General features: G+C 48.2%; 14 protein-coding genes. 3 read left to right on the forward strand and 11 right to left on the reverse strand.

The annotated features are described in order from the left end of the window. Positions 1 to 64: 64 nt before the first annotated feature. The 3 genes from ACN5NT_RS03165 to efp form a co-directional block, all read right to left on the reverse strand. A complete protein-coding gene (locus ACN5NT_RS03165; RefSeq protein ID WP_419174487.1) occupies positions 65 to 1,624 on the reverse strand; it encodes a GumC family protein in 1,560 nt (519 codons plus the stop codon). A 471-nt stretch (positions 1,625 to 2,095) separates the two neighbouring features. Further along, positions 2,096 to 3,022, reverse strand: a complete 927-nt coding sequence (epmA, locus tag ACN5NT_RS03170) for an EF-P lysine aminoacylase EpmA (protein WP_419174488.1) — start codon at positions 3,020 to 3,022, stop codon at positions 2,096 to 2,098. A 4-nt stretch (positions 3,023 to 3,026) separates the two neighbouring features. Then, positions 3,027 to 3,590 (reverse strand): elongation factor P, encoded by a 564-nt coding sequence (efp, locus tag ACN5NT_RS03175; protein ID WP_136795523.1) that lies wholly within the window; start codon positions 3,588 to 3,590, stop codon positions 3,027 to 3,029. A 300-nt stretch (positions 3,591 to 3,890) separates the two neighbouring features. Here efp and ACN5NT_RS03180 point away from each other — a divergent pair, with 300 nt between their 5' ends. From ACN5NT_RS03180 to ACN5NT_RS03190, 3 genes are all read left to right on the forward strand, one after another. Next, complete coding sequence (locus tag ACN5NT_RS03180; protein WP_419174489.1) at positions 3,891 to 4,388, forward strand: metallophosphoesterase family protein; 498 nt, start codon at positions 3,891 to 3,893, stop codon at positions 4,386 to 4,388. Between the two features lie 159 nt (positions 4,389 to 4,547). Further along, complete coding sequence (mutS, locus tag ACN5NT_RS03185; protein WP_419174490.1) at positions 4,548 to 7,223, forward strand: DNA mismatch repair protein MutS; 2,676 nt, start codon at positions 4,548 to 4,550, stop codon at positions 7,221 to 7,223. Between the two features lie 231 nt (positions 7,224 to 7,454). After that, positions 7,455 to 9,338, forward strand: a complete 1,884-nt coding sequence (locus ACN5NT_RS03190; RefSeq protein WP_419174491.1) for an N-acetylmuramoyl-L-alanine amidase — start codon at positions 7,455 to 7,457, stop codon at positions 9,336 to 9,338. 182 nt (positions 9,339 to 9,520) lie between these two features. On the opposite strand, the gene ACN5NT_RS03195 is transcribed toward ACN5NT_RS03190, so the two are convergent. From ACN5NT_RS03195 to alaS, 8 genes are all read right to left on the reverse strand, one after another. After that, entirely contained in the window at positions 9,521 to 9,931 is a 411-nt protein-coding gene (locus ACN5NT_RS03195) for a F0F1 ATP synthase subunit epsilon (RefSeq protein WP_136795149.1), read from the reverse strand. A gap of 29 nt (positions 9,932 to 9,960) precedes the next feature. After that, positions 9,961 to 11,376 carry a F0F1 ATP synthase subunit beta gene (atpD, locus tag ACN5NT_RS03200; RefSeq protein ID WP_136795150.1) on the reverse strand — a complete coding sequence of 472 codons (1,416 nt, stop codon included), beginning with the start codon at positions 11,374 to 11,376 and terminating at the stop codon, positions 9,961 to 9,963. A 49-nt stretch (positions 11,377 to 11,425) separates the two neighbouring features. Next, entirely contained in the window at positions 11,426 to 12,295 is an 870-nt protein-coding gene (gene atpG / locus ACN5NT_RS03205; RefSeq protein WP_136795151.1) for an ATP synthase F1 subunit gamma, read from the reverse strand. Positions 12,296 to 12,312: 17 nt separating this feature from the next. Further along, positions 12,313 to 13,836: a F0F1 ATP synthase subunit alpha gene (gene atpA, locus ACN5NT_RS03210; RefSeq protein ID WP_136795152.1), complete on the reverse strand. Its 1,524-nt coding sequence runs from the start codon at positions 13,834 to 13,836 to the stop codon at positions 12,313 to 12,315. After that, positions 13,837 to 14,382 (reverse strand): ATP synthase F1 subunit delta, encoded by a 546-nt coding sequence (atpH, locus tag ACN5NT_RS03215; RefSeq protein WP_136795153.1) that lies wholly within the window; start codon positions 14,380 to 14,382, stop codon positions 13,837 to 13,839. Next, positions 14,379 to 15,065: an ATP synthase F0 subunit B gene (locus ACN5NT_RS03220; RefSeq protein WP_136795154.1), complete on the reverse strand. Its 687-nt coding sequence runs from the start codon at positions 15,063 to 15,065 to the stop codon at positions 14,379 to 14,381. Before ACN5NT_RS03220 ends, atpH begins: the two co-directional genes overlap by 4 nt. A 2-nt stretch (positions 15,066 to 15,067) precedes the next feature. Then, complete coding sequence (locus tag ACN5NT_RS03225; protein ID WP_136795155.1) at positions 15,068 to 15,493, reverse strand: ATP synthase F0 subunit B; 426 nt, start codon at positions 15,491 to 15,493, stop codon at positions 15,068 to 15,070. A 296-nt stretch (positions 15,494 to 15,789) separates the two neighbouring features. Continuing rightward, complete coding sequence (gene alaS / locus ACN5NT_RS03230) at positions 15,790 to 18,441, reverse strand: alanine--tRNA ligase (RefSeq protein WP_136795156.1); 2,652 nt, start codon at positions 18,439 to 18,441, stop codon at positions 15,790 to 15,792. Positions 18,442 to 18,525 lie beyond the last annotated feature (84 nt).

Genomic DNA, 18,525 nt, shown 5'->3' on the forward strand with positions numbered 1-18,525 from the left:
CAGCCTTGGTTGTCATTGCTCGAATACCAATTCAGCAGCATATTTTATCCTAGTACCACCTTAACTAAACCACCACAATTCCCTTGGCAAACATGTACCAATACAAAGCTATGACGAGCACAAAACAAACAGATACCCCCGCGATTTTCATTATAGAGGTAATTGTCCCTCTTCGTTTTTCTGCATTGGTTTGAATAGACGAAATGGTTGTTATCAGCGGCACCCCAAAATATTGCTCCAGTTCCTCAGACTCCCTGAAAGATCCGTCAAGAAAATCTGTTATCAGAATAAATCCACATCCCATTACCAGAACCGCACCCAGCGCAACTAACATTGTTTTCAAAAAATCTGGCTTTACCGGCTTTTCGGGAAATCTTGCCGGATCTACTATCTTGAACTGATTTCCTTTTTGTCTACGCTCGAGGTTCAGCATGGATTTCGCTTCAAGATTTAGCGCGACAAGTTGATCATAGTGATGTTTGAGTTGTGCATATTCCCGCGTCAATCCAGACCATTCCGCCTCCCTCACGGGAGCAGCTGCAATCCATTCTTCATATTGCTTGATTTTTTCGCTTAACTGTTCTTTTTCCCTCGCTATAGTCTCCATGCTGAAGTCAACGTTAGAAAGTTGAGCCTGTAACTTCATGAGTACTTCGTCCCGAATCTGATCACTTCCAGAAGATGATTCTTCACCGCTATCACGAGTCTCCTGCTCGAATTTGGAAATCATCTTCTTGACCCTTTTGATCTCCGGGTGGTTGGGCTTATATTTAACTTCCAGCGACTCTAATGTAAGTCTTAATCGTTCCAGATACTGGGCGCGGGAATCTAGCCCTTTTCTTGAGATATTGCCGTTTTCACCAATTAGAGCAATCTTCTCCCCCTCCAGCATTTCTTTTCTGGCGGCCACCTGATCTTGAATCAATACCCGGGTACGCTCCAGTGCCAGCATGCTCTCCTGCGTGCCTTGATACTGTTCCTGGAGGGAGGTCAGCCGCTCTACGTTGACCCCCCTCTGCTCTGGCATTTCGTTATAGTATTTGAGCTTATAATCCCGCATGGTCGCTTCTTTGACATCCATCGTTCTCTTTGCCATCTCAAGCCTGTTACTCGTATATTCCGAGGTCTCACTGGCTCGCTCTTCACGGTATTTGAGGTTCTCCTCAATGAATTTCGCGGCTAAAGCATTTGCGACCTTAGCAACCTTTCCCTGGTCCTCCCCACTAAACGAAATCTCAAAAGTGTCACCACGACGGGAAGGTTCGATCGAAATATCCATCCGCATCATATTAATGACATCTTCCATTGGATATTCCTCGCGAGCATCTCTGTATAGATCAAAGCTCTTGATTATCTCTTCTAAATTTGTTCTGGAGGTTACAATCTGCGTGAGTGTACTGACCACGTCACGAATTCGTGCAGTTACATCACGGGGCGTCTTGTTGGGACTTATCTGCGGCTGCTGATAACTCAGCAAAGATGTTGCCATGTATGTCTTCGGGGTGATTATGTAACTCACCATTCCACCCACCAGGCCAACCACAAACAGCAACAGCAGCAGATACTTCCAGCGAAACACAAGATCAACATACTTCTTCAGCATTAAACTCTGTTGTGTGTCCATGGGAAACTCTTGTGTCGAACAGATATTAAATGTTTACCCCCAATCGCCAGAGAGGCATCCAGTAGTTAGGTAGAGCATATTCGATTTATATTTATCCCGCAATAAAACATTCGATCTATGTCATATAATCGTATTAAACAATTACTAATTATGAATACGACCAGCCAGATTGACAGCTGCGAGTCACCTGATTGCAAACACTTTTGTCTGCTGGCCGACACAATACCTGAAAATTCCCGTCAACCTCTATTATGTGTTGAAAATATTAGGCTTTGACCGTTAATGGAAAGGGGTCTCTCCTGATAGAGTCAGTACCTTTTGTGGATAGAAATAAACAGGACAATTTAGACCCTTCGGACGAATCGATACGACCAGCTCTTCCGCGTCTTTTTTTGAGCTTTACACACTAAAGCATCATAAACCTCAAGCCTCCTTGACCTGGCAGACCGTCTCAACTCTAGAGTTAGGAGGCTAGATCATGTCATCGGGGGCAAAAGTCACTACTGACTGAATAGTATCACTTCCTGTAAGGAGCATAAGTAAGCGGTCGAGGCCGAATGCGATACCTGCTGCATCCGCCAGTTGGTTAAGATCGTTCAGAAATCTTTCGGGTATCTCCTGCTGTCGACCCTGATCGTTTTTAATCGCAGCCTGTTCGGCTAAAAATCTGGTTCTCTGCTCATCCGCATCGGTCAACTCAGTAAAACCATTTGCGAGCTCAATGCCATCTATGTAGAGTTCGAACCGCTCGGCAACCTGAGGATTATCTGCAGATACCTTTGCCAGGGAGGCGAGCTGGACAGGGTAATCCGTAAGAAATGTCGGTTTGCCGATTCCAAGCTTTGGTTCAATGTGTTCAACAACGATTTCGTCAAAAAGATCCTGTTCCAGCGCACGCGCCATCGGAACAGGAGAAAAACGGTTAAACGCTTCTTCGACTGTTATATGTTCTGCTGGTTCAAGAAATTTTGAGAAATCGATATGTGCAAGACGCCTTGTCTCAAATTTTTTCTCAGCCTCGAAGGCTGGCAGACCCAGCACCACAAATCTCAGCAGATCCTCACAATCAGCCATTAATGAACGGTAATCCTCACCACGCCTGTACCACTCAAGCATGGTAAATTCCTCCAGATGACGGCGCCCCCGCTCACCTTTTCTAAAGCATGGGCAAATCTGAAATATTGTGTCTGCACCGGCCGCGAGGATCCGCTTCATGCACAATTCCGGCGATGTCTGCAGGAACTGGCCTTCAGCAGTAATTGGCTCTATATACTGTTCCGGGATTATGACTGGTTGGCGGACAGGGGTATCCACCTCGAGAAAACCGCGTTCGAAAAAAAATTCCCTCAGCAGTCGCAGGAGGGCTGCACGAATGTGCAGCCCGTGAAGATCCAGCATGGAGTTACTCTTTTACTCGAGTCACATATTCTCCGGTGCGGGTGTCGATCTGAATTTTATCACCCTCTTCCACAAATGGTGGAACCTGAAGCTGATATCCGGTTTCTACGGTTACAGGCTTGGTATCTGTCCCGGAAGTGTCGCCTTTGACCCATGGATCAGCTTTGGTCACAGCCAGATTAACGAAAATCGGTAAACTGACATCGATCGGACGATCATCAAAAAACAGAACCTCAAGCTCCATATTGTCCATCAGGAAGTTCACATTGTCACCCAGCTGCTCGACGGTCAGAAAAAGCTGATCGTAATTCTGGGTATCCATGAAGTGATACTCTTCATCCTGGTGATAGAGGTACTGCATCTTTCTCTCTTCCAGGTTCGCTTTCTCAAACTTATCACCAGAGCGATAGGTCTTGGAAAACTGGTTACCGTTGATCATGTTTTTCATTCTGCAACGGTACAGGGCCTGGCCCTTTCCCGGTTTTGAAAATTCAAAATCAGTTATAATGTATGGATTGCCATCAATCTGCAGTTTAAGCCCTTTACGCAAGTCCGAAGCGCTCAGCATAATTTTTTCTCCATCTACATCGGCAAAACCGATCTTCGTGATTATTTTGCTCATTCCCGGCGCTGTTGCAAGGTAAGCACCGAAAAATCACTATTTGCTATTTAGATCTGAACAAAGCAGTATACCTGTCTTTATGCCTGTTACGCAACCGTTAAAGCCTGATTCAGGTAGAAGCCTACTTGCACGTATCAATCAAAATAATCACTGCCCTCTCAGGTTATAGTGAGTAAATCTATTTTTTCTCATGCTTCCCTTCGCTCTCTGTTATACTATCTTCCGAAATTTCAGTGGAGACCACACATGATCAGAGTAGGAATATTATCGGATACACATCTTGACAACTGTAAACCCGCATTCGTTAAGACAGTACAAAATGTCTTTTCAGAGTGTCAGGTGATCATACATGCCGGGGACATCACAGATATCTCACTGCTTGATTCCTTTGTGGGAAAAGACATCTACGCTGTACATGGCAATATGTGCAACCACAAAACCTGCACGACCTTGCCTGAAAAGCGCCTTGTCTCTCTTGGTGGCTATGCCATTGGTATCTGCCACGGTGCCGGTCCACGTCATAATATAGAAGATCGCATGTATGACCTGTTCCCACTTGCAGATTGTATAGTTTACGGCCACACTCACCAGCCGGTCTGTCACAGGATCGGCAAAACGCTGATAATCAACCCCGGCAGTTTTCAAGCTACCGGCCGGTATGGTGCTCCCGGTACTTATGCACTGCTGACAATTACTGCGGATGGGCTGAACGCCACCCTGCATGAAATACCAGCCCAGCCATGAAAACCGCGCGCTCATCGACATGGTCTGGACTGCTACCGCTCCGCTATCCTACCGAAATTTTTCTTACCGGACGGAATGCGCACTATAGCAGAATATATCGACGTAACCTTTGACAAGCCCTTACCAGAAATCAACAAACTCAGCTAAACAGTACCTGGAATGACCGCTAATCTAAAACTCACCCCAATGCTTCAGCAGTACCTCGAAATCAAGGAACAACACAAAGACACCATTCTCTTTTACAGGATGGGTGACTTTTACGAAATGTTCTTTGACGATGCAGAGGTTGCTTCGAAAATATTAGGCATCACGCTTACATCCAGAAATAACAAGAGCGATGCCTCTAAGGTTCCTATGTGCGGGATCCCCTTTCACGCTGCCCAGGCATATCTTGCAAAACTTGTTCGGGCAGGTAAACGTGTCGCCATCTGTGAACAGGTCGAAAACCCGGCTGAGGCCAAGGGAATTGTTAAACGAGAAGTAGTTCGGGTCGTCTCCCCCGGTGTGATCACCGATGACGGTTTGCTTGACGACAAAGACAACAATTATGTCTGTAGCATCTGTTGTGATATCAGCGGTGCCAGAGCCCTCTTCGGCTTGAGCTTTCTCGATGCCACCACCGGCGAATTCCTGGTGGGCGAATTTATCGATGAAGACCAGAGTGCGGAAATCGTTCTCGACCAGCTGACCAGACTCACCCCTTCTGAGATATTAATCAGCGACAAGGAAAATCAGCTGATAAATGAATTACTCGACACTGCCCGGATTCTCCTGCCAGGTCTCTGTGTAACCACACGCTCTTCCTCATTGTTCCATAAGGCCACCTTGGAACAGCAAATGCTTGAGCATTTCCAGGTTACCACCCTGGACGGGTTCGGCTGCTCCGGCTACACGCAAGGGATAGTCGCAGCTGGTATATTGCTCGATTATATCGTTGAAACCCAAAAGGCAGGCATTGACCACATCAGTAAGGTTGTCCCTCTGGACCTCGAAACGATTCTGCAGATCGATGATTCTTCCAGGAGAAATCTCGAACTGACCCAGACCCTAATCGGTGGCAAACGGGACGGGTCGCTGCTCTCTGTCATGGATCAGACCTGCACCCCCATGGGTGCCCGTATGTTGAAACAGAATCTGCTTTTTCCGCTTCAGGATCTCTCCCGAATCAAGCTCAGACTGAACGCAGTAGAATTCCTCTTTGGCCATCCGACCTTGCGCCAACAGCTCCGTGAACAGCTCGATTCCGTCTATGACATCGAGCGACTCACCAGCCGTATGATCCTTGGATCAGCTAACGGCAAAGATATGCTCGCGCTTGACCATTCTCTCGCGCGTCTTCCGGATCTGCTTGCCACCCTGGCCAAATGCCCTGCCGATAAGCTTATCGAACTGCATGAAGATCTTGATCCGCTTGAAGATCTGCACGAACTCCTAAACCAGGCTATCAACCCGGAAGCGCCGATCACCCTGAGAGACGGCAACCTGATCCGCGAGGGATATAACGCCGAACTGGACGAGTTGATAGCAATTCAACGAGATGGCAAACAAACTATCCTCCAACTTGAGAGTTCAGAACGGAAAGCTACCGGAATAGCTAAATTGAAAGTAGGGTTCAACAAGGTTTTCGGATATTTCTTTGAAGTGAGCAAACTCCATTCTGAAAAAGTTCCTTATTATTACATTCGTAAACAGACACTGGTCAATGCGGAACGCTTTATCACTCCTGAACTCAAGGAATTCGAAAATAAGGTTCTCGGAGCCCAGGACCGTCGCCTTGAACTCGAATATGACCTGTTCATCGAAGTCAGGAACCATATGGCCGCACATAGCGGACGGCTGCTTTCCACAGCACAACTGCTGGCAAAACTCGACTTTCTCTGCTCTCTTGCCGAGATCGCCCATAAATACAAGTACAGCAGGCCAACTGTGACAGAAGGTGACCTCATTCAAGTCACCGAGGGCAGACACCCTGTAATCGAACGTTCACTCCCTGCCGGCAAATTCGTCCCCAACAACGTTCATCTTGATCAGGCCGACCAGCAGTTGCTTATTATCACCGGCCCTAATATGGCCGGTAAATCCACGGTGCTCAGGCAAACGGCCCTCATCGTGCTCATGGCCCAGATGGGAAGCTTCGTCCCTGCGGAGTGTGCTGAAATCGGCATCGTAGACAAGATCTTCACCAGGGTTGGCGCCATGGACGATCTTCGCCGGGGCCAGTCAACATTCATGGTAGAAATGAGTGAGACGGCAAATATTCTCAACAATGCGACCCCGAAAAGTCTGGTCATTCTAGATGAAATCGGCCGGGGGACATCCACGTACGACGGTTTATCAATCGCCTGGGCGGTCGCTGAGGATCTGGTTCAAAAAGATGGGCAAGGCGTTAAAACCCTGTTCGCCACTCACTATCACGAACTTACAGACCTGACCTCGACCATGCCACGGGTAAAGAACTTTTCCATCGCAGTCCGTGAGTGGAATGATTCGATCATTTTCCTCCACAAACTGGTCAAGGGATCTGCCAATCGCAGCTATGGTATCCAGGTTGCCGGTCTTGCCGGTGTGCCCCAGGATGTCGTTGCGCGTGCCGGGGAGATACTCACCAATATCGAACGAGGAGAATTTGATCATGCCGGCCTGCCCAGGATCGCACACTCTGTCAAACCCAAAACTACCAAGCGTAAAGCACACCCGGACCAGCTATCCCTATTTCGTCCTCCTGCTGAACCTGATCCCGTCAAAGAAGTTCTGGATGAGCTTGATGCCGACGAGCTGACCCCAAAAATGGCTCTTGATGTTATCTATAAGCTCAAAGAGTTGATGAGAAATTAGTTTTTTATCATTTTCATGACCAAATGTAGCCGTGTCGCGCTATTATTTCATTGGCTCGACTCGGCTACTTCATATGCGATATACACTTCACACCTTTTTTACGTCGCACTGCATGCCTGCCAAGATTGTTTTGTTTTGCCTTACAGGGTCCTTTTTTGTATACTCATTCTGCATATTTCAAGCAAATTCGCTTCTCTGGATTGTATCCAATTATTCCTGTAAGTATCGGCTGTGAAAAAAGGTAAACAACAACTCGAAGCATCTGCGTCGCTCAGATTTTTTTCAAATCTTCTGATAGGATTAGCACTTATCCTCATCATTTCGACACTTTCGCCATTAGCTATTGCTTCTTCAATAGCTGGCAGCTCCCAGGGGAGCGAAGTCGAACTCCCACTGGATAAGCGATATGACAAGGCTAAGTTCTACTTTAACCAGCTGCTTACCAATCAGTCTCTCGCACAGGAACGATATAATTGGTCCAAGGGTGCGCAGAATTTTCGCAGAATCTATCTCTCCAACAGTAAATCCGAATTTGCAGCCCCCTGCCTCTATATGCTTGGCAGGATGTACCATTTGATGTACAAGCAGTTTGATCACGATTCAGATCTCAATGAATCTATCAGTTATTACAAAGATACCGCACGGCTGTTCTCCAACCACTCTCTGGCAGACGACGCATACTATGCTCTTGGTTTAATCTACCTCGGTGATAAAAACAGTGCGGAGGAATCCGCAGAATATTTTGCGCGCATTGTAAGGAAGTATCCCTCCGGTGATATGCTTGCACGAGCCGAGGATATGCTCAAGCAAATCTCCAGAGACCACGACATAGCCCTGCCCAAAAGCATGGTCGGCAACTCTCCACTTGGTAAACTTAACAACGTGCTGCCAGTCAAATACTGGTCATCCGATAACTATACCCGGATTGTCGTCAAAGCTTCCGGCCCGGTCAGTTATGAAGACAGTATCCTTCCCAAAACCAACAATGCCCCGCGTCGTCTGTACGTCGACTTTCACGATAGTTATATAGAACCTCGATATCGTGCACCAATCCCCATATCCGATGGCCTCCTCAAATCTATCAGAACCGGTCAGTATTCGAAAAATACGGTCAGGGTTGTATTGGACATAGACCGTATTGACAGCTATAAAATATACAGCCTTCCAGACCCTTTTCGAGTGGTCATTGACGTGCGCGGAGATAGCATCACCTCTGCCAAGTCTATTCAACGGATAGCCTCTCAGAAAACCAAACGATATTTTGGGTCATCCTCTTCAGTTGAAGCGAGCGGTATGGTCGTTCTCAAGGACCGCAAGAAATACGTACCTGGTGAAAATTTATCCTTTCCAGCTGCCACTGGTTCGGAATCAGACCAGGCACCAGATCAAACCGAACTTTCCCTCGCCCAGCAGCTCGGCCTCGGAGTCCGGACAATCGTGCTTGATCCAGGCCATGGCGGCAAGGATCCCGGAGCCGTAGCCAATGGCGTAATGGAAAAGGACATTGTACTCACTTTGGCCCATCAACTTAAGCCCCTGCTTGAGAATCAACTGGGATGTGAGGTTATTCTCACCAGAGATGATGACACCTTTATTTCCCTCGAGGAGAGAACGGCGATTGCCAACACCAAAGGAGCCGATCTCTTCATTTCACTTCATGTGAATGCCCATCGTTCCAGCAAAGTGCGCGGCGTTGAGACCTACTTCCTGAATCTGACAACCAGTACTGATGCCATGAAGGTTGCAGCGAGGGAGAATGCCACCTCAACTCATCAAATGAGCGATCTGCAGGATATCCTTTCGGATATTATGAAAAACTCAAAGATCGAGGAATCATCGAGGCTTGCCCAAAAAGTCCAGACGGCAATTGTTCAGGGACAATCAGGCACCTCCTTTAATGAGCTGCGCAATTTAGGAGTCAAACAGGCTCCCTTTTACGTCCTTATTGGTGCGGAAATGCCCGCAATCCTGCTTGAAACCTCATTTATCAGCAACGGGGGTGATGTGGAAAATCTCAAGTCACCTTCCTTTATCAAGGCACTGGCTGATGATATCTCCATTGGCATAGGGTCGTATATTAATGGCAATCTGGTCGGTTTCAACAATACCCTGTAGCTCTATAAAACCCTTGTAATCAACTCCCCATCTTCTCCGGAACCCTGCCTGAAACAGGCAGCTACCCTTTATCATGAACTCTTTGCTCAGGCTGAGCTTTTCATTGAGTTCGTATACAAAAAAAAAAGGCCTCCCGAATTTCGGGAGGCCTTTTTTTATATGACTATTTCGGCTGCTGCTAATTACAGCTTTGCAGTCTTAAGTCTGGCAACCGCACGCTGCAAAGATGCTTCAGCGCGGGTCAGGTTTAAGTTTTCGTTTTGTGCTGAGGCTTGGGCAAGGCGCTTTTCAGCGCGCTCTTTTGCCCTCATAGCCCTGTCCACATCAATGTCACGACCGAATTCGGCACTCTCTACAAGAAAAGTGATCTTGTTATTTGAGACTTCACAAAAGCCACCACTAATCATTAGTGCATGACGCTCTTTGCTCGCCTCATAAGTCAGAGTTCCGATCTTGATGGTAGACAAAAATGGGGCATGATTAGCCAGCACACCAAAGTCGCCACCATAACCAGGTGCGTTAACGATATCAACATCTTCGTTAACCACTGCCCCGCTCGGTGTAACAACTTCAAGTCTAATCTGCTCTGCCATCGGTTTGCCCTCTCTAGTTCAATGGTTGTTTATTCTTTGGACGCTGCGTCTTTTGCAACTGCCTCGTCGATGGTACCAACCATATAGAAAGAGTTCTCATTCAGGTCGTCATGCTTACCTTCGAGGATCTCTTTAAAGCCCTGTACGGTGTCAGCAACCTTTACGAATTTACCTGACATACCGGTGAAAACCTCAGCAACGGTGAATGGCTGAGAGAGGTAACGCTGAACCTTACGGGCACGGGCAACAAGAATCTGATCTTCTTCAGAAAGCTCGTCCATACCAAGAATTGCAATAATGTCCTGAAGATCCTTATACTTCTGCAAGGTAACCTGAACACCACGGGCAACCAGGTAATGCTCTTCACCGATAACGTTCGGATCGAGAATCCTGGAGGTGGAATCCAGAGGATCAACCGCAGGGTAGATACCAAGCTCGGAAATCTGACGGGAAAGAACAACAGTACCGTCAAGATGGGCGAAAGTGGTAGCTGGTGCAGGATCGGTCAAGTCATCCGCAGGTACGTATACGCACTGTACCGCGGTAATGGAACCTTTGGTGGTGGAGGTAATACGCTCCTGCAGGGCACCAAGATCGGTGGCCAGTGTCGGCTGGTAACCAACAGCAGAAGGAATACGTCCAAGCAGCGCGGATACCTCAGAACCTGCCTGGGTAAAACGGAAAATGTTATCAACGAAGAAGAGAACGTCCTGGCCTTCCTCATCACGGAAGTACTCTGCCGCGGTCAGACCGGTCAGAGCAACACGTGCACGTGCTCCTGGAGGTTCAGTCATCTGACCGTAGATCAGGGCTGCTTTCGGCAATACGCCGGAATCCTTCATCTCATGGTAGAGATCGTTACCCTCACGAGTACGCTCACCAACACCACAGAATACTGAAATACCACCATGATGCATGGCGATGTTGTTAACCATCTCCATCATGATAACGGTCTTGCCACAACCAGCGCCACCGAAGAGTCCCATTTTACCACCAAGTGGGAATGGAACCAGAAGATCGATTACCTTGATACCGGTCTCAAGAACACGTACCTCGGTGTCCTGCTCGGTGAAAGCAGGTGCCGGACGATGAATCGGCATTTTCTTCTCGGATGCGATATCACCAAGACCATCAACAGGCCGGCCGACAACGTTCATAATGCGACCAAGAGATGCCTCACCTACAGGAATCTCAATCGGCTTGCCGCTATCACGAACTTCCATTCCACGAACAAGACCATCGGTCTGATCCATGGCGATACAGCGACAAACGTTGTCACCAAGGTGCTGAGCTACCTCAATAACAAGGTTGTCGGCAACATCAGAGATACCTGGGTTGCTCACAAAGAGCGCATTCATGATTTCGGGAAGATTCCCGGCTTCGAACTCAACGTCAACTACAGGACCAATTACCTGTGTTACTTTACCAATTCTCTGCTCACTCATAGGGCCTTACCCCTCCTAAAAGTATTTAGATTTTCTGTATAGTCAAAAATTATTTCAGGGCTTCTGCACCGCCAACGATATCCATAAGCTCATTTGTAACGGCGGCCTGGCGAGCCTTGTTGTATACAACTGTCAGATTAGCAACGATATCCTTACATGCGTTGGTCGCATTATCCATCGCCGTCATACGTGCTGCATGCTCACCTGCTCCGATTTCGAGCATTGCTGCGTACATAACAACGTTGAGATATAACGGCTGCAAGACATCCATGATCTCTTCTTCTGAAGGCTCATAGATGTAGTCACCAGAAGTACTTGCTTTAGCAGCCTCATCGGATTCAATCGGCTGAACCGGAAGCATCGCCGCGACTGTCGGTACCTGTGATGCTACTGACTTGAACTCGCTGTACAGAATTTCCACTTTATCAGATCCACCTTTGAGGAACTGATCAGCAAGGTCCGAAGCGATCTCCCTGGCGTTGAACATCTGGAAGTTCGCCATGATATCACCATAAGATTTCCGGACTTTGCCGGTCTTCTTCAGGACCTGAAATCCTTTTTTTCCTACACATACGAGGCTAACTGTTTTCCCTTCCGCTTCGTAGGCCGCCATCATTCTTTCGGCAAGCTTAACGACATTCGCGTTGAAGGAACCACAAAGTCCTCGATCAGAGGTGACCACGACGAGCTCTACAGTTTTCACATCACGGGCTTCCATGAGTGGGAACTGATCTGGGTTGGCACCTCCGGACAAATTCGACATAGCCTCATTGAACTTGGATGTATAAGGACGGAATGCTTCCATCTTATCCTGGGCACCACGCAGTTTCGCTGCGGCGACCATGTTCATGGCTTTGGTGATCTGGGATGTCTTCTTGACACCCGTGATCTTAGTTTTGACCTCTTTTAAACTCGGCATATCGGTACCTACCTGTATTAGTTAAGACCTTTAGTTGCCTTGAAAGTTTCACCAAAGCTGGTCAGCACTTTATTGAGTTTATCCTTGATTCCATCAGTAAAAGTCTGCTCTGTCTGCAGATCGGTAAAGATGCTTGGCTCGTTGGATTCGATGTAGTTATAAAGTTCCTGCTCGTAGTCGGCAAGGGTATCAACCGGCAGAGGATCAAGATAACCATTAGAACCTGCATAAATGATGGTAACCTGCTTTTCCATCGGCAGCGGCTGGTACTGTGGCTGCTTGAGGATCTCAACGAGACGCTCACCACGGGTCAGCTTGGCCTGGGTTGATGCATCCAGATCGGAACCGAAGGCTGCGAACGCCGCCAACTCACGATACTGAGCAAGGTCAAGACGGAGGGTACCGGCAACCTGCTTCATAGCTTTAACCTGGGCAGCACCACCAACACGGGATACAGAAAGACCTACGTTAATCGCAGGGCGTACACCAGAGAAGAACAGGTTTGGCTCAAGATAAACCTGGCCATCGGTAATGGAAATAACGTTGGTAGGAATAAACGCAGAAACGTCACCGGCCTGGGTCTCAATGATCGGAAGTGCGGTAAGCGAACCTGCACCCAGATCATCGTTAACTTTAGAAGCGCGCTCAAGAAGACGGGAGTGGTTGAAGAAAATGTCACCAGGATACGCCTCACGTCCCGGTGGACGTCTGAGGAGCAGGGAAAGCTCACGATATGCAACAGCCTGCTTGGAGAGATCATCATAAATGATAAGAGCATGCTTGCCGTTATCACGGAAGTACTCACCCATGGAACAACCGGCAAAAGGTGCGATGTACTGCATTGGTGCTGGATCAGAAGCACATGCGGCAACAACAGTGGTGTACTCCATGGCGCCGTGCTTTCTGAGTGCTTCAACAACCAGGGCAACAGTGGATTTTTTCTGACCAACAGCTACGTAAATACAGTGCACATCGGTGTTTTTCTGGGCGATGATCGCGTCAACACAAAGAGCAGTTTTACCAATCTGGCGATCGCCGATTACCAGCTCACGCTGACCACGTCCAACAGGAGTCATAGCATCAACTGCTTTTGCGCCGGTGTAACATGGTTCATGAACACCTTTACGAGCAATAACACCAGGAGCAAGAACCTCGATTTTAGCGCTCAAGGCTGCGTTGATTGGCCCCTGTCCGTCAATCGGAGCACCAATAGCATCAACAACACGACCTTCCATTTCCGGTCCAACAGGAACCTCAGCGATCTTGCCGGTACGCTTAACGATATCGCCTTCTTTAATACCTGAAACATTACCGAGAACAGCACAACCAACGTTGTCTTCTTCAAGGTTCAGGGCAAGACCCATAATACCGCCAGGGAACTCGAGAAGCTCCATGGCCATACAATTCTGAACACCATAAACGCGGGCAATACCATCACCAACAGAGATAACGGTACCTGTCTCGTTCAGGTCAATGCTTGTCTCGTACTCACCAATCTGGTCTTTGATAATCTGACTGATTTCTTCGGCTTTAATCTGCATCTATTCTCTCCCCTTAATGGAATCTTTTAAACCTGCAAGCTGTGCTTTAATACTTCCATCCAGTACCAGATCACCTACCTTGGCGATCACCCCGCCGATAATGGACGGATCAACACTGGTTGTAAGTTCCACCTTCTTGCCTGTTAACTTTTCAAGTGTAGCCTGAACCTTGGCTTGTAATTCATCACTAAGTTCAACTGCTGAAATAACACTGCCATGACTGATGTTTTTCTCATCATCAACCATGGCCTTATATTCTTCTGCAATTTCAGGAAGTATTTCAGCACGTTTCTTCTGAACCAGCAAATTCAGAAAATTCCCCATGACCTTATCAGCATCCATCGAGCTGACTATGCCGGTCATGACTTTTTCCCGGATATCCATCGGGTAGAGTGGGTTGGTCAAAGCATCTGCAACTGCAGGGGTGCTGTTATAAAGCGCCGCTACCGCCTGGAGAGCGTCGCCATATGCTTCGAATTTATCCTGCTCTTTTCCAACCGCAAATAAAGCCTTGGCGTATCTTCGTGCAAGGATTGTCTGTTTCACTGTACGGCCCCCACTTTAGCTAAATAATCTTCAACAATCTTCACCTGATCATCGGCGGTGAGATTTTTCACGATCAGTTCTTCAGCCATTACAGCGGCCTGCTCGGCGACATCATCCTTTAAGGTGCGCTTGGCTTCCATAACTTCTTTCTGGATGGCCATCTCAGCCTGTCTTTTGATATCAGCTGCAGCAAGTTCAGCTTTTTCGATAATTTTGGCTTTTTCAACCTTTGCCTGGGCAATGGCTTTGTCTACAACCGTATCGATCTCCTTCTCAACACCAGCAAGCTTGGTCGTAAATTCCTGATACGATTTCTCAGCCGTGGCTTTCTTGGCCTCAAGCTCTTCGATCTCATCTCTGATCTGCTTGCGCCGTGCAGAGAGTCCGTTACCGATTGGCTTGGCAGCAAATTTAACCAGCAGAAACACCAAAACGGCGAAGTTCATGATCCTGAAACCAAGATCTTTGATCTTCTCCGCTGAGAGACTGCCACCGGCAGCTGCGCTATGCCCGCCGGCAGCTTCACCGTGTGCGTCAGCAGGTGCTGCGTGGGTTGCCTGGTCTGTTGTGCTGTGACTTGCCTGGTCTGAAGAAGAGGCCCAAACGGGTGCCGATGACAGGGTAAAACACAGCGTCATAATTGCCAGAATCGTCAGTCTGACTGCTTCCTTCACTCCTCTCATCGTTAAAGACTCCTTCCCAGAATTTTACTGGCCATTTCGGTTGCGAAGCCGTCGAGATTCTCCTGAAGGCTTTTCTTAGCACTCTCGAACTGAGCACTGATATCAGCCAGCTGCTTTTTCTTTTCACCATCAGCCTCAGCCTTGATCTCAGTAAGTTTAGCATCTCCGGCTGCCTGTGCCTCAGCACGGGCGGATTCCAGAGCAGCTTTCGCTTTACCGGATGCCTTGGCCATCTTGGCATCTACCTCTTCCTGTCGGAGTTGGGCGTTTTTCTCGTAGTCCGAGACTTCCGCTCTCATCCCCTGCAGCTTTTCAGATCTCTCCTTCAAGATTTTCTTTACTGGTTTGTAAAGAACACCATTAAGGAGAAACATGAGTACAAACATGTTGATGATCTGAATCACCAAAGTAATGTCCATCGTAATCATGTTAGTAAGCCCCCGATTAACTTGGATAAAAAAATAAAAAAACTAACATCCATAAAAATGAATGATGACCGCAACCAAGACAGAAAACATGCGTCAATGAATGGAATTATTACTGATTTTACACTGAACGACCATTCACAATAGCAAAAAATCAATACTCAATATAGTGTTACCTGTCAACCACTTTATAAGATTTAACCCTGTACCTTTTCGCCTGAAACTGGAAAGAGTTAGCCCCATCAACATCTCAAAAAAACAAAATCCGGTTCCCGCCAGGAAACCGGATTTCTCTCTACTTACTCCCCTTTCAACAAACTACCGACTATAACCGGCACCTGCTTAATCGACTCCGACAGCTTATCCGTCATTGGCCCTCCGGCCTGGGCCATATCTGGCCTGCCGCCGCCTTTACCGCCGACAATCTGCGCAACCTGGCTGACCACATCTCCCGCCTTTATTCGCTTAGTGAGATCCTTGGTGACGATGGCTAAAAGGGCCGCTTTACCCTTAATAACTCCACCAAGAACGGCCACACCTGAGTCAAGATTGTCTCGCACCTTATCACCAACCTCACGTAATGTTTTCGGGCTATCAAGCGGGATTTCAGCAGCGATGACCTTGATACCGTCCACCTCGACGCCTCCACTCAACACGGAATCAAGATCGGAGGTTGCAAGCTTGGCGGAAAGTTCGCCAACCTGCTTTTCCAGAGCCTTCTGCCCGGCCAGCAGTGCCTCGATTTTTACGATAACCTCATCGTCCTTGGAGTTAAGCAACTCAGAAATCCTGCTTTGACGGGCAAATACCTGCTGCACGTGGACAAAGGCCGAGCTTCCGGCGATCGCCTCAATACGACGCACGCCAGCGGCAATACCCCCCTCAGAGAGGATTTTAAAGAGCCCGATATCACCAGAAGCGTGAACGTGGGTACCGCCACAGAGCTCTTTGCTGAACTCACCCATTGAAACAACCCGCACCTTTTCATCATATTTTTCACCGAAAAGGGCTGTCGCGCCTTCTTCAATTGCCTGCTCACGGTCGAGCAGGGAAGTGGCGATGTCAATATTGGCTCGAATTTGTTCATTAACGAGATTTTCAACACGAGCGATTTCTTCATCAGACAGCGGTGAAAAGTGGGTAAAGTCAAACCGTAGTCTGTCAGGCCCCACCAGAGAACCAGACTGCTTGACATGATCCCCGAGAACAGAAATGAGAGCTGCCTGCAGCAGGTGTGTGGCAGAGTGGTTCGCAGCAGTTGCCTGGCGAGCGTCAGTGGAGACCTGCAGGTTCACCTCATCCCCGACTGCGAGTTGCCCCTCGCTTACCTCAATCTCACTTAAAATGAGGTTATCGCCCTCTTTAATGGTGTTCAGGACCTTCGCCTTGCCAGCTTTTGAGGACACCTCACCGGTATCTCCCAGCTGGCCACCAGCCTCTGCATAAAATGGCGTTTCCGGAACCAGTAAACGCCCTGAGGCGCCGGCAGCCAGCACCTGGACAGACTGCCCGTCAGCATCGACCAGACCGGCGATTGTCGTCGCAGCAGCAAGCCCGTCATAGCCGACAAATTTTGAGGTCAACCCTTGATCGGCCAGGGCCTTCACACCCTCATCCTTCAAGCGGACACCTTCACCTTTTCTCGAAGCACGGGACTTTGAGCGCTGCTCTTCCATCGCCGTCAGAAAACCGGGTTCATCGAAACCAACATTTCTCTCCAGGGCAATATCACGCACGATATCGAATGGAAAACCGAAGGTGTCGTAGAGCTTGAAGATGAATTTGCCATCGATTACTTTCTTGTCTTCATCTGCCAGCCCGGCAATTTTTTCATCAAGCAGCTGCAGACCATTTTCCAAAGTTTCGCGGAAACGCTCCTCCTCATTATTGACAACCTTGGCCAATAGAGTCGCTGCATCGTTGAGCTGCGGGTAGGCATGGGACATAGAGGCCACAACTGCATCCGTGACCTCCTCCATGAACGGTTTGTCGAGTCCCAGATTTTTTCCATACCGAACCGCGCGGCGCATGATACGTCGCAGGACATACCCCCTTCCCTCGTTGGATGGCAGCACACCATCCGAAACCAGAAAGGATGTCGCCCTGGCATGGTCTGCAATGACCCGCATGGCTACATTTACCGCATCACTCTTGCCGTATTCTTTGCCGGAGAGTTTCTCAAGACGCTCGATGATCGGAGAGAAAAGATCAGAGTCGTAATTATTCAATTTGCCCTGCAGCACCGCAGCAACACGCTCAAGCCCCATGCCGGTATCAATACTCGGCTTTGGCAGCGGTGTCATGGTGCCATCTTCTGTGCGGTTGAACTGCATGAAAACCAGATTCCACAACTCGAGAAAACGATCACAGTCACAACCCAGTTTGCAATCAGGGCTGCCGCAACCAGCAGCTTCCCCTTGATCGATATGGATTTCCGAGCATGGTCCGCAGGGACCTGTGTCCCCCATAGCCCAGAAGTTATCCTTTTCACCCATACGGACGATGCGGCCCTTGGGCAGATCTTCGACCTTATCCCAGAGTTCATAGGCCTCATCATCGTCATCAAAAATCGAGACCCAGAGATCTTTCGGATCAAGTCCCAGTTCTTTGGTTAAAAAGGTCCAGGCAAAACTGATAGCCTCTTCCTTGAAATAGTCACCAAACGAGAAATTACCGAGCATCTCAAAAAACGTGTGATGGCGTGCAGTATAGCCAACGTTTTCCAGGTCATTGTGTTTTCCACCCGCACGGACACATTTCTGAGAGGTCACTGCTTTGGTGTAGTCTCTCTTATCCTCACCCATAAACACGGTCTTGAACTGAACCATGCCAGCATTGACGAAGAGCAGTGTCGGATCGTCCTTTGGCACAAGGGAAGAACTTTCTACCTTTTTGTGCCCATTTTGTTCAAAATATTCCAGAAATTTTCTACGTATTTCGTCGCCTTTCATGTCTTTCGTCTATGCTCGTATGAATAGTGAGAAGGTCATCCGCACTGCCAGAATTTCAGCAGATTGGCACAACCGATCTAAAAA

This window comes from Desulfosediminicola sp., from assembly GCF_048381775.1.
Classification (GTDB): Bacteria; Desulfobacterota; Desulfobulbia; order Desulfobulbales; family Desulfocapsaceae; genus Desulfopila; species Desulfopila ganghwensis.

Coding starts and splice junctions, on each gene's coding strand:
- ACN5NT_RS03165 (WP_419174487.1), bottom strand. CDS start 1,624: ATGGACACACAACAGAGTTTAATGCTGAAGAAGTATGTTGATCTTGTG.
- epmA (WP_419174488.1), bottom strand. CDS start 3,022: ATGCTGGATCTTCACGGGCTGCACATTCGTGCAGCCCTCCTGCGACTG.
- efp (WP_136795523.1), bottom strand. CDS start 3,590: ATGCTGAGCGCTTCGGACTTGCGTAAAGGGCTTAAACTGCAGATTGAT.
- ACN5NT_RS03180 (WP_419174489.1), top strand. CDS start 3,891: ATGATCAGAGTAGGAATATTATCGGATACACATCTTGACAACTGTAAA.
- mutS (WP_419174490.1), top strand. CDS start 4,548: ATGACCGCTAATCTAAAACTCACCCCAATGCTTCAGCAGTACCTCGAA.
- ACN5NT_RS03195 (WP_136795149.1), bottom strand. CDS start 9,931: ATGGCAGAGCAGATTAGACTTGAAGTTGTTACACCGAGCGGGGCAGTG.
- atpD (WP_136795150.1), bottom strand. CDS start 11,376: ATGAGTGAGCAGAGAATTGGTAAAGTAACACAGGTAATTGGTCCTGTA.
- atpG (WP_136795151.1), bottom strand. CDS start 12,295: ATGCCGAGTTTAAAAGAGGTCAAAACTAAGATCACGGGTGTCAAGAAG.
- atpA (WP_136795152.1), bottom strand. CDS start 13,836: ATGCAGATTAAAGCCGAAGAAATCAGTCAGATTATCAAAGACCAGATT.
- ACN5NT_RS03220 (WP_136795154.1), bottom strand. CDS start 15,065: ATGAGAGGAGTGAAGGAAGCAGTCAGACTGACGATTCTGGCAATTATG.
- ACN5NT_RS03225 (WP_136795155.1), bottom strand. CDS start 15,493: ATGATTACGATGGACATTACTTTGGTGATTCAGATCATCAACATGTTT.
- alaS (WP_136795156.1), bottom strand. CDS start 18,441: ATGAAAGGCGACGAAATACGTAGAAAATTTCTGGAATATTTTGAACAA.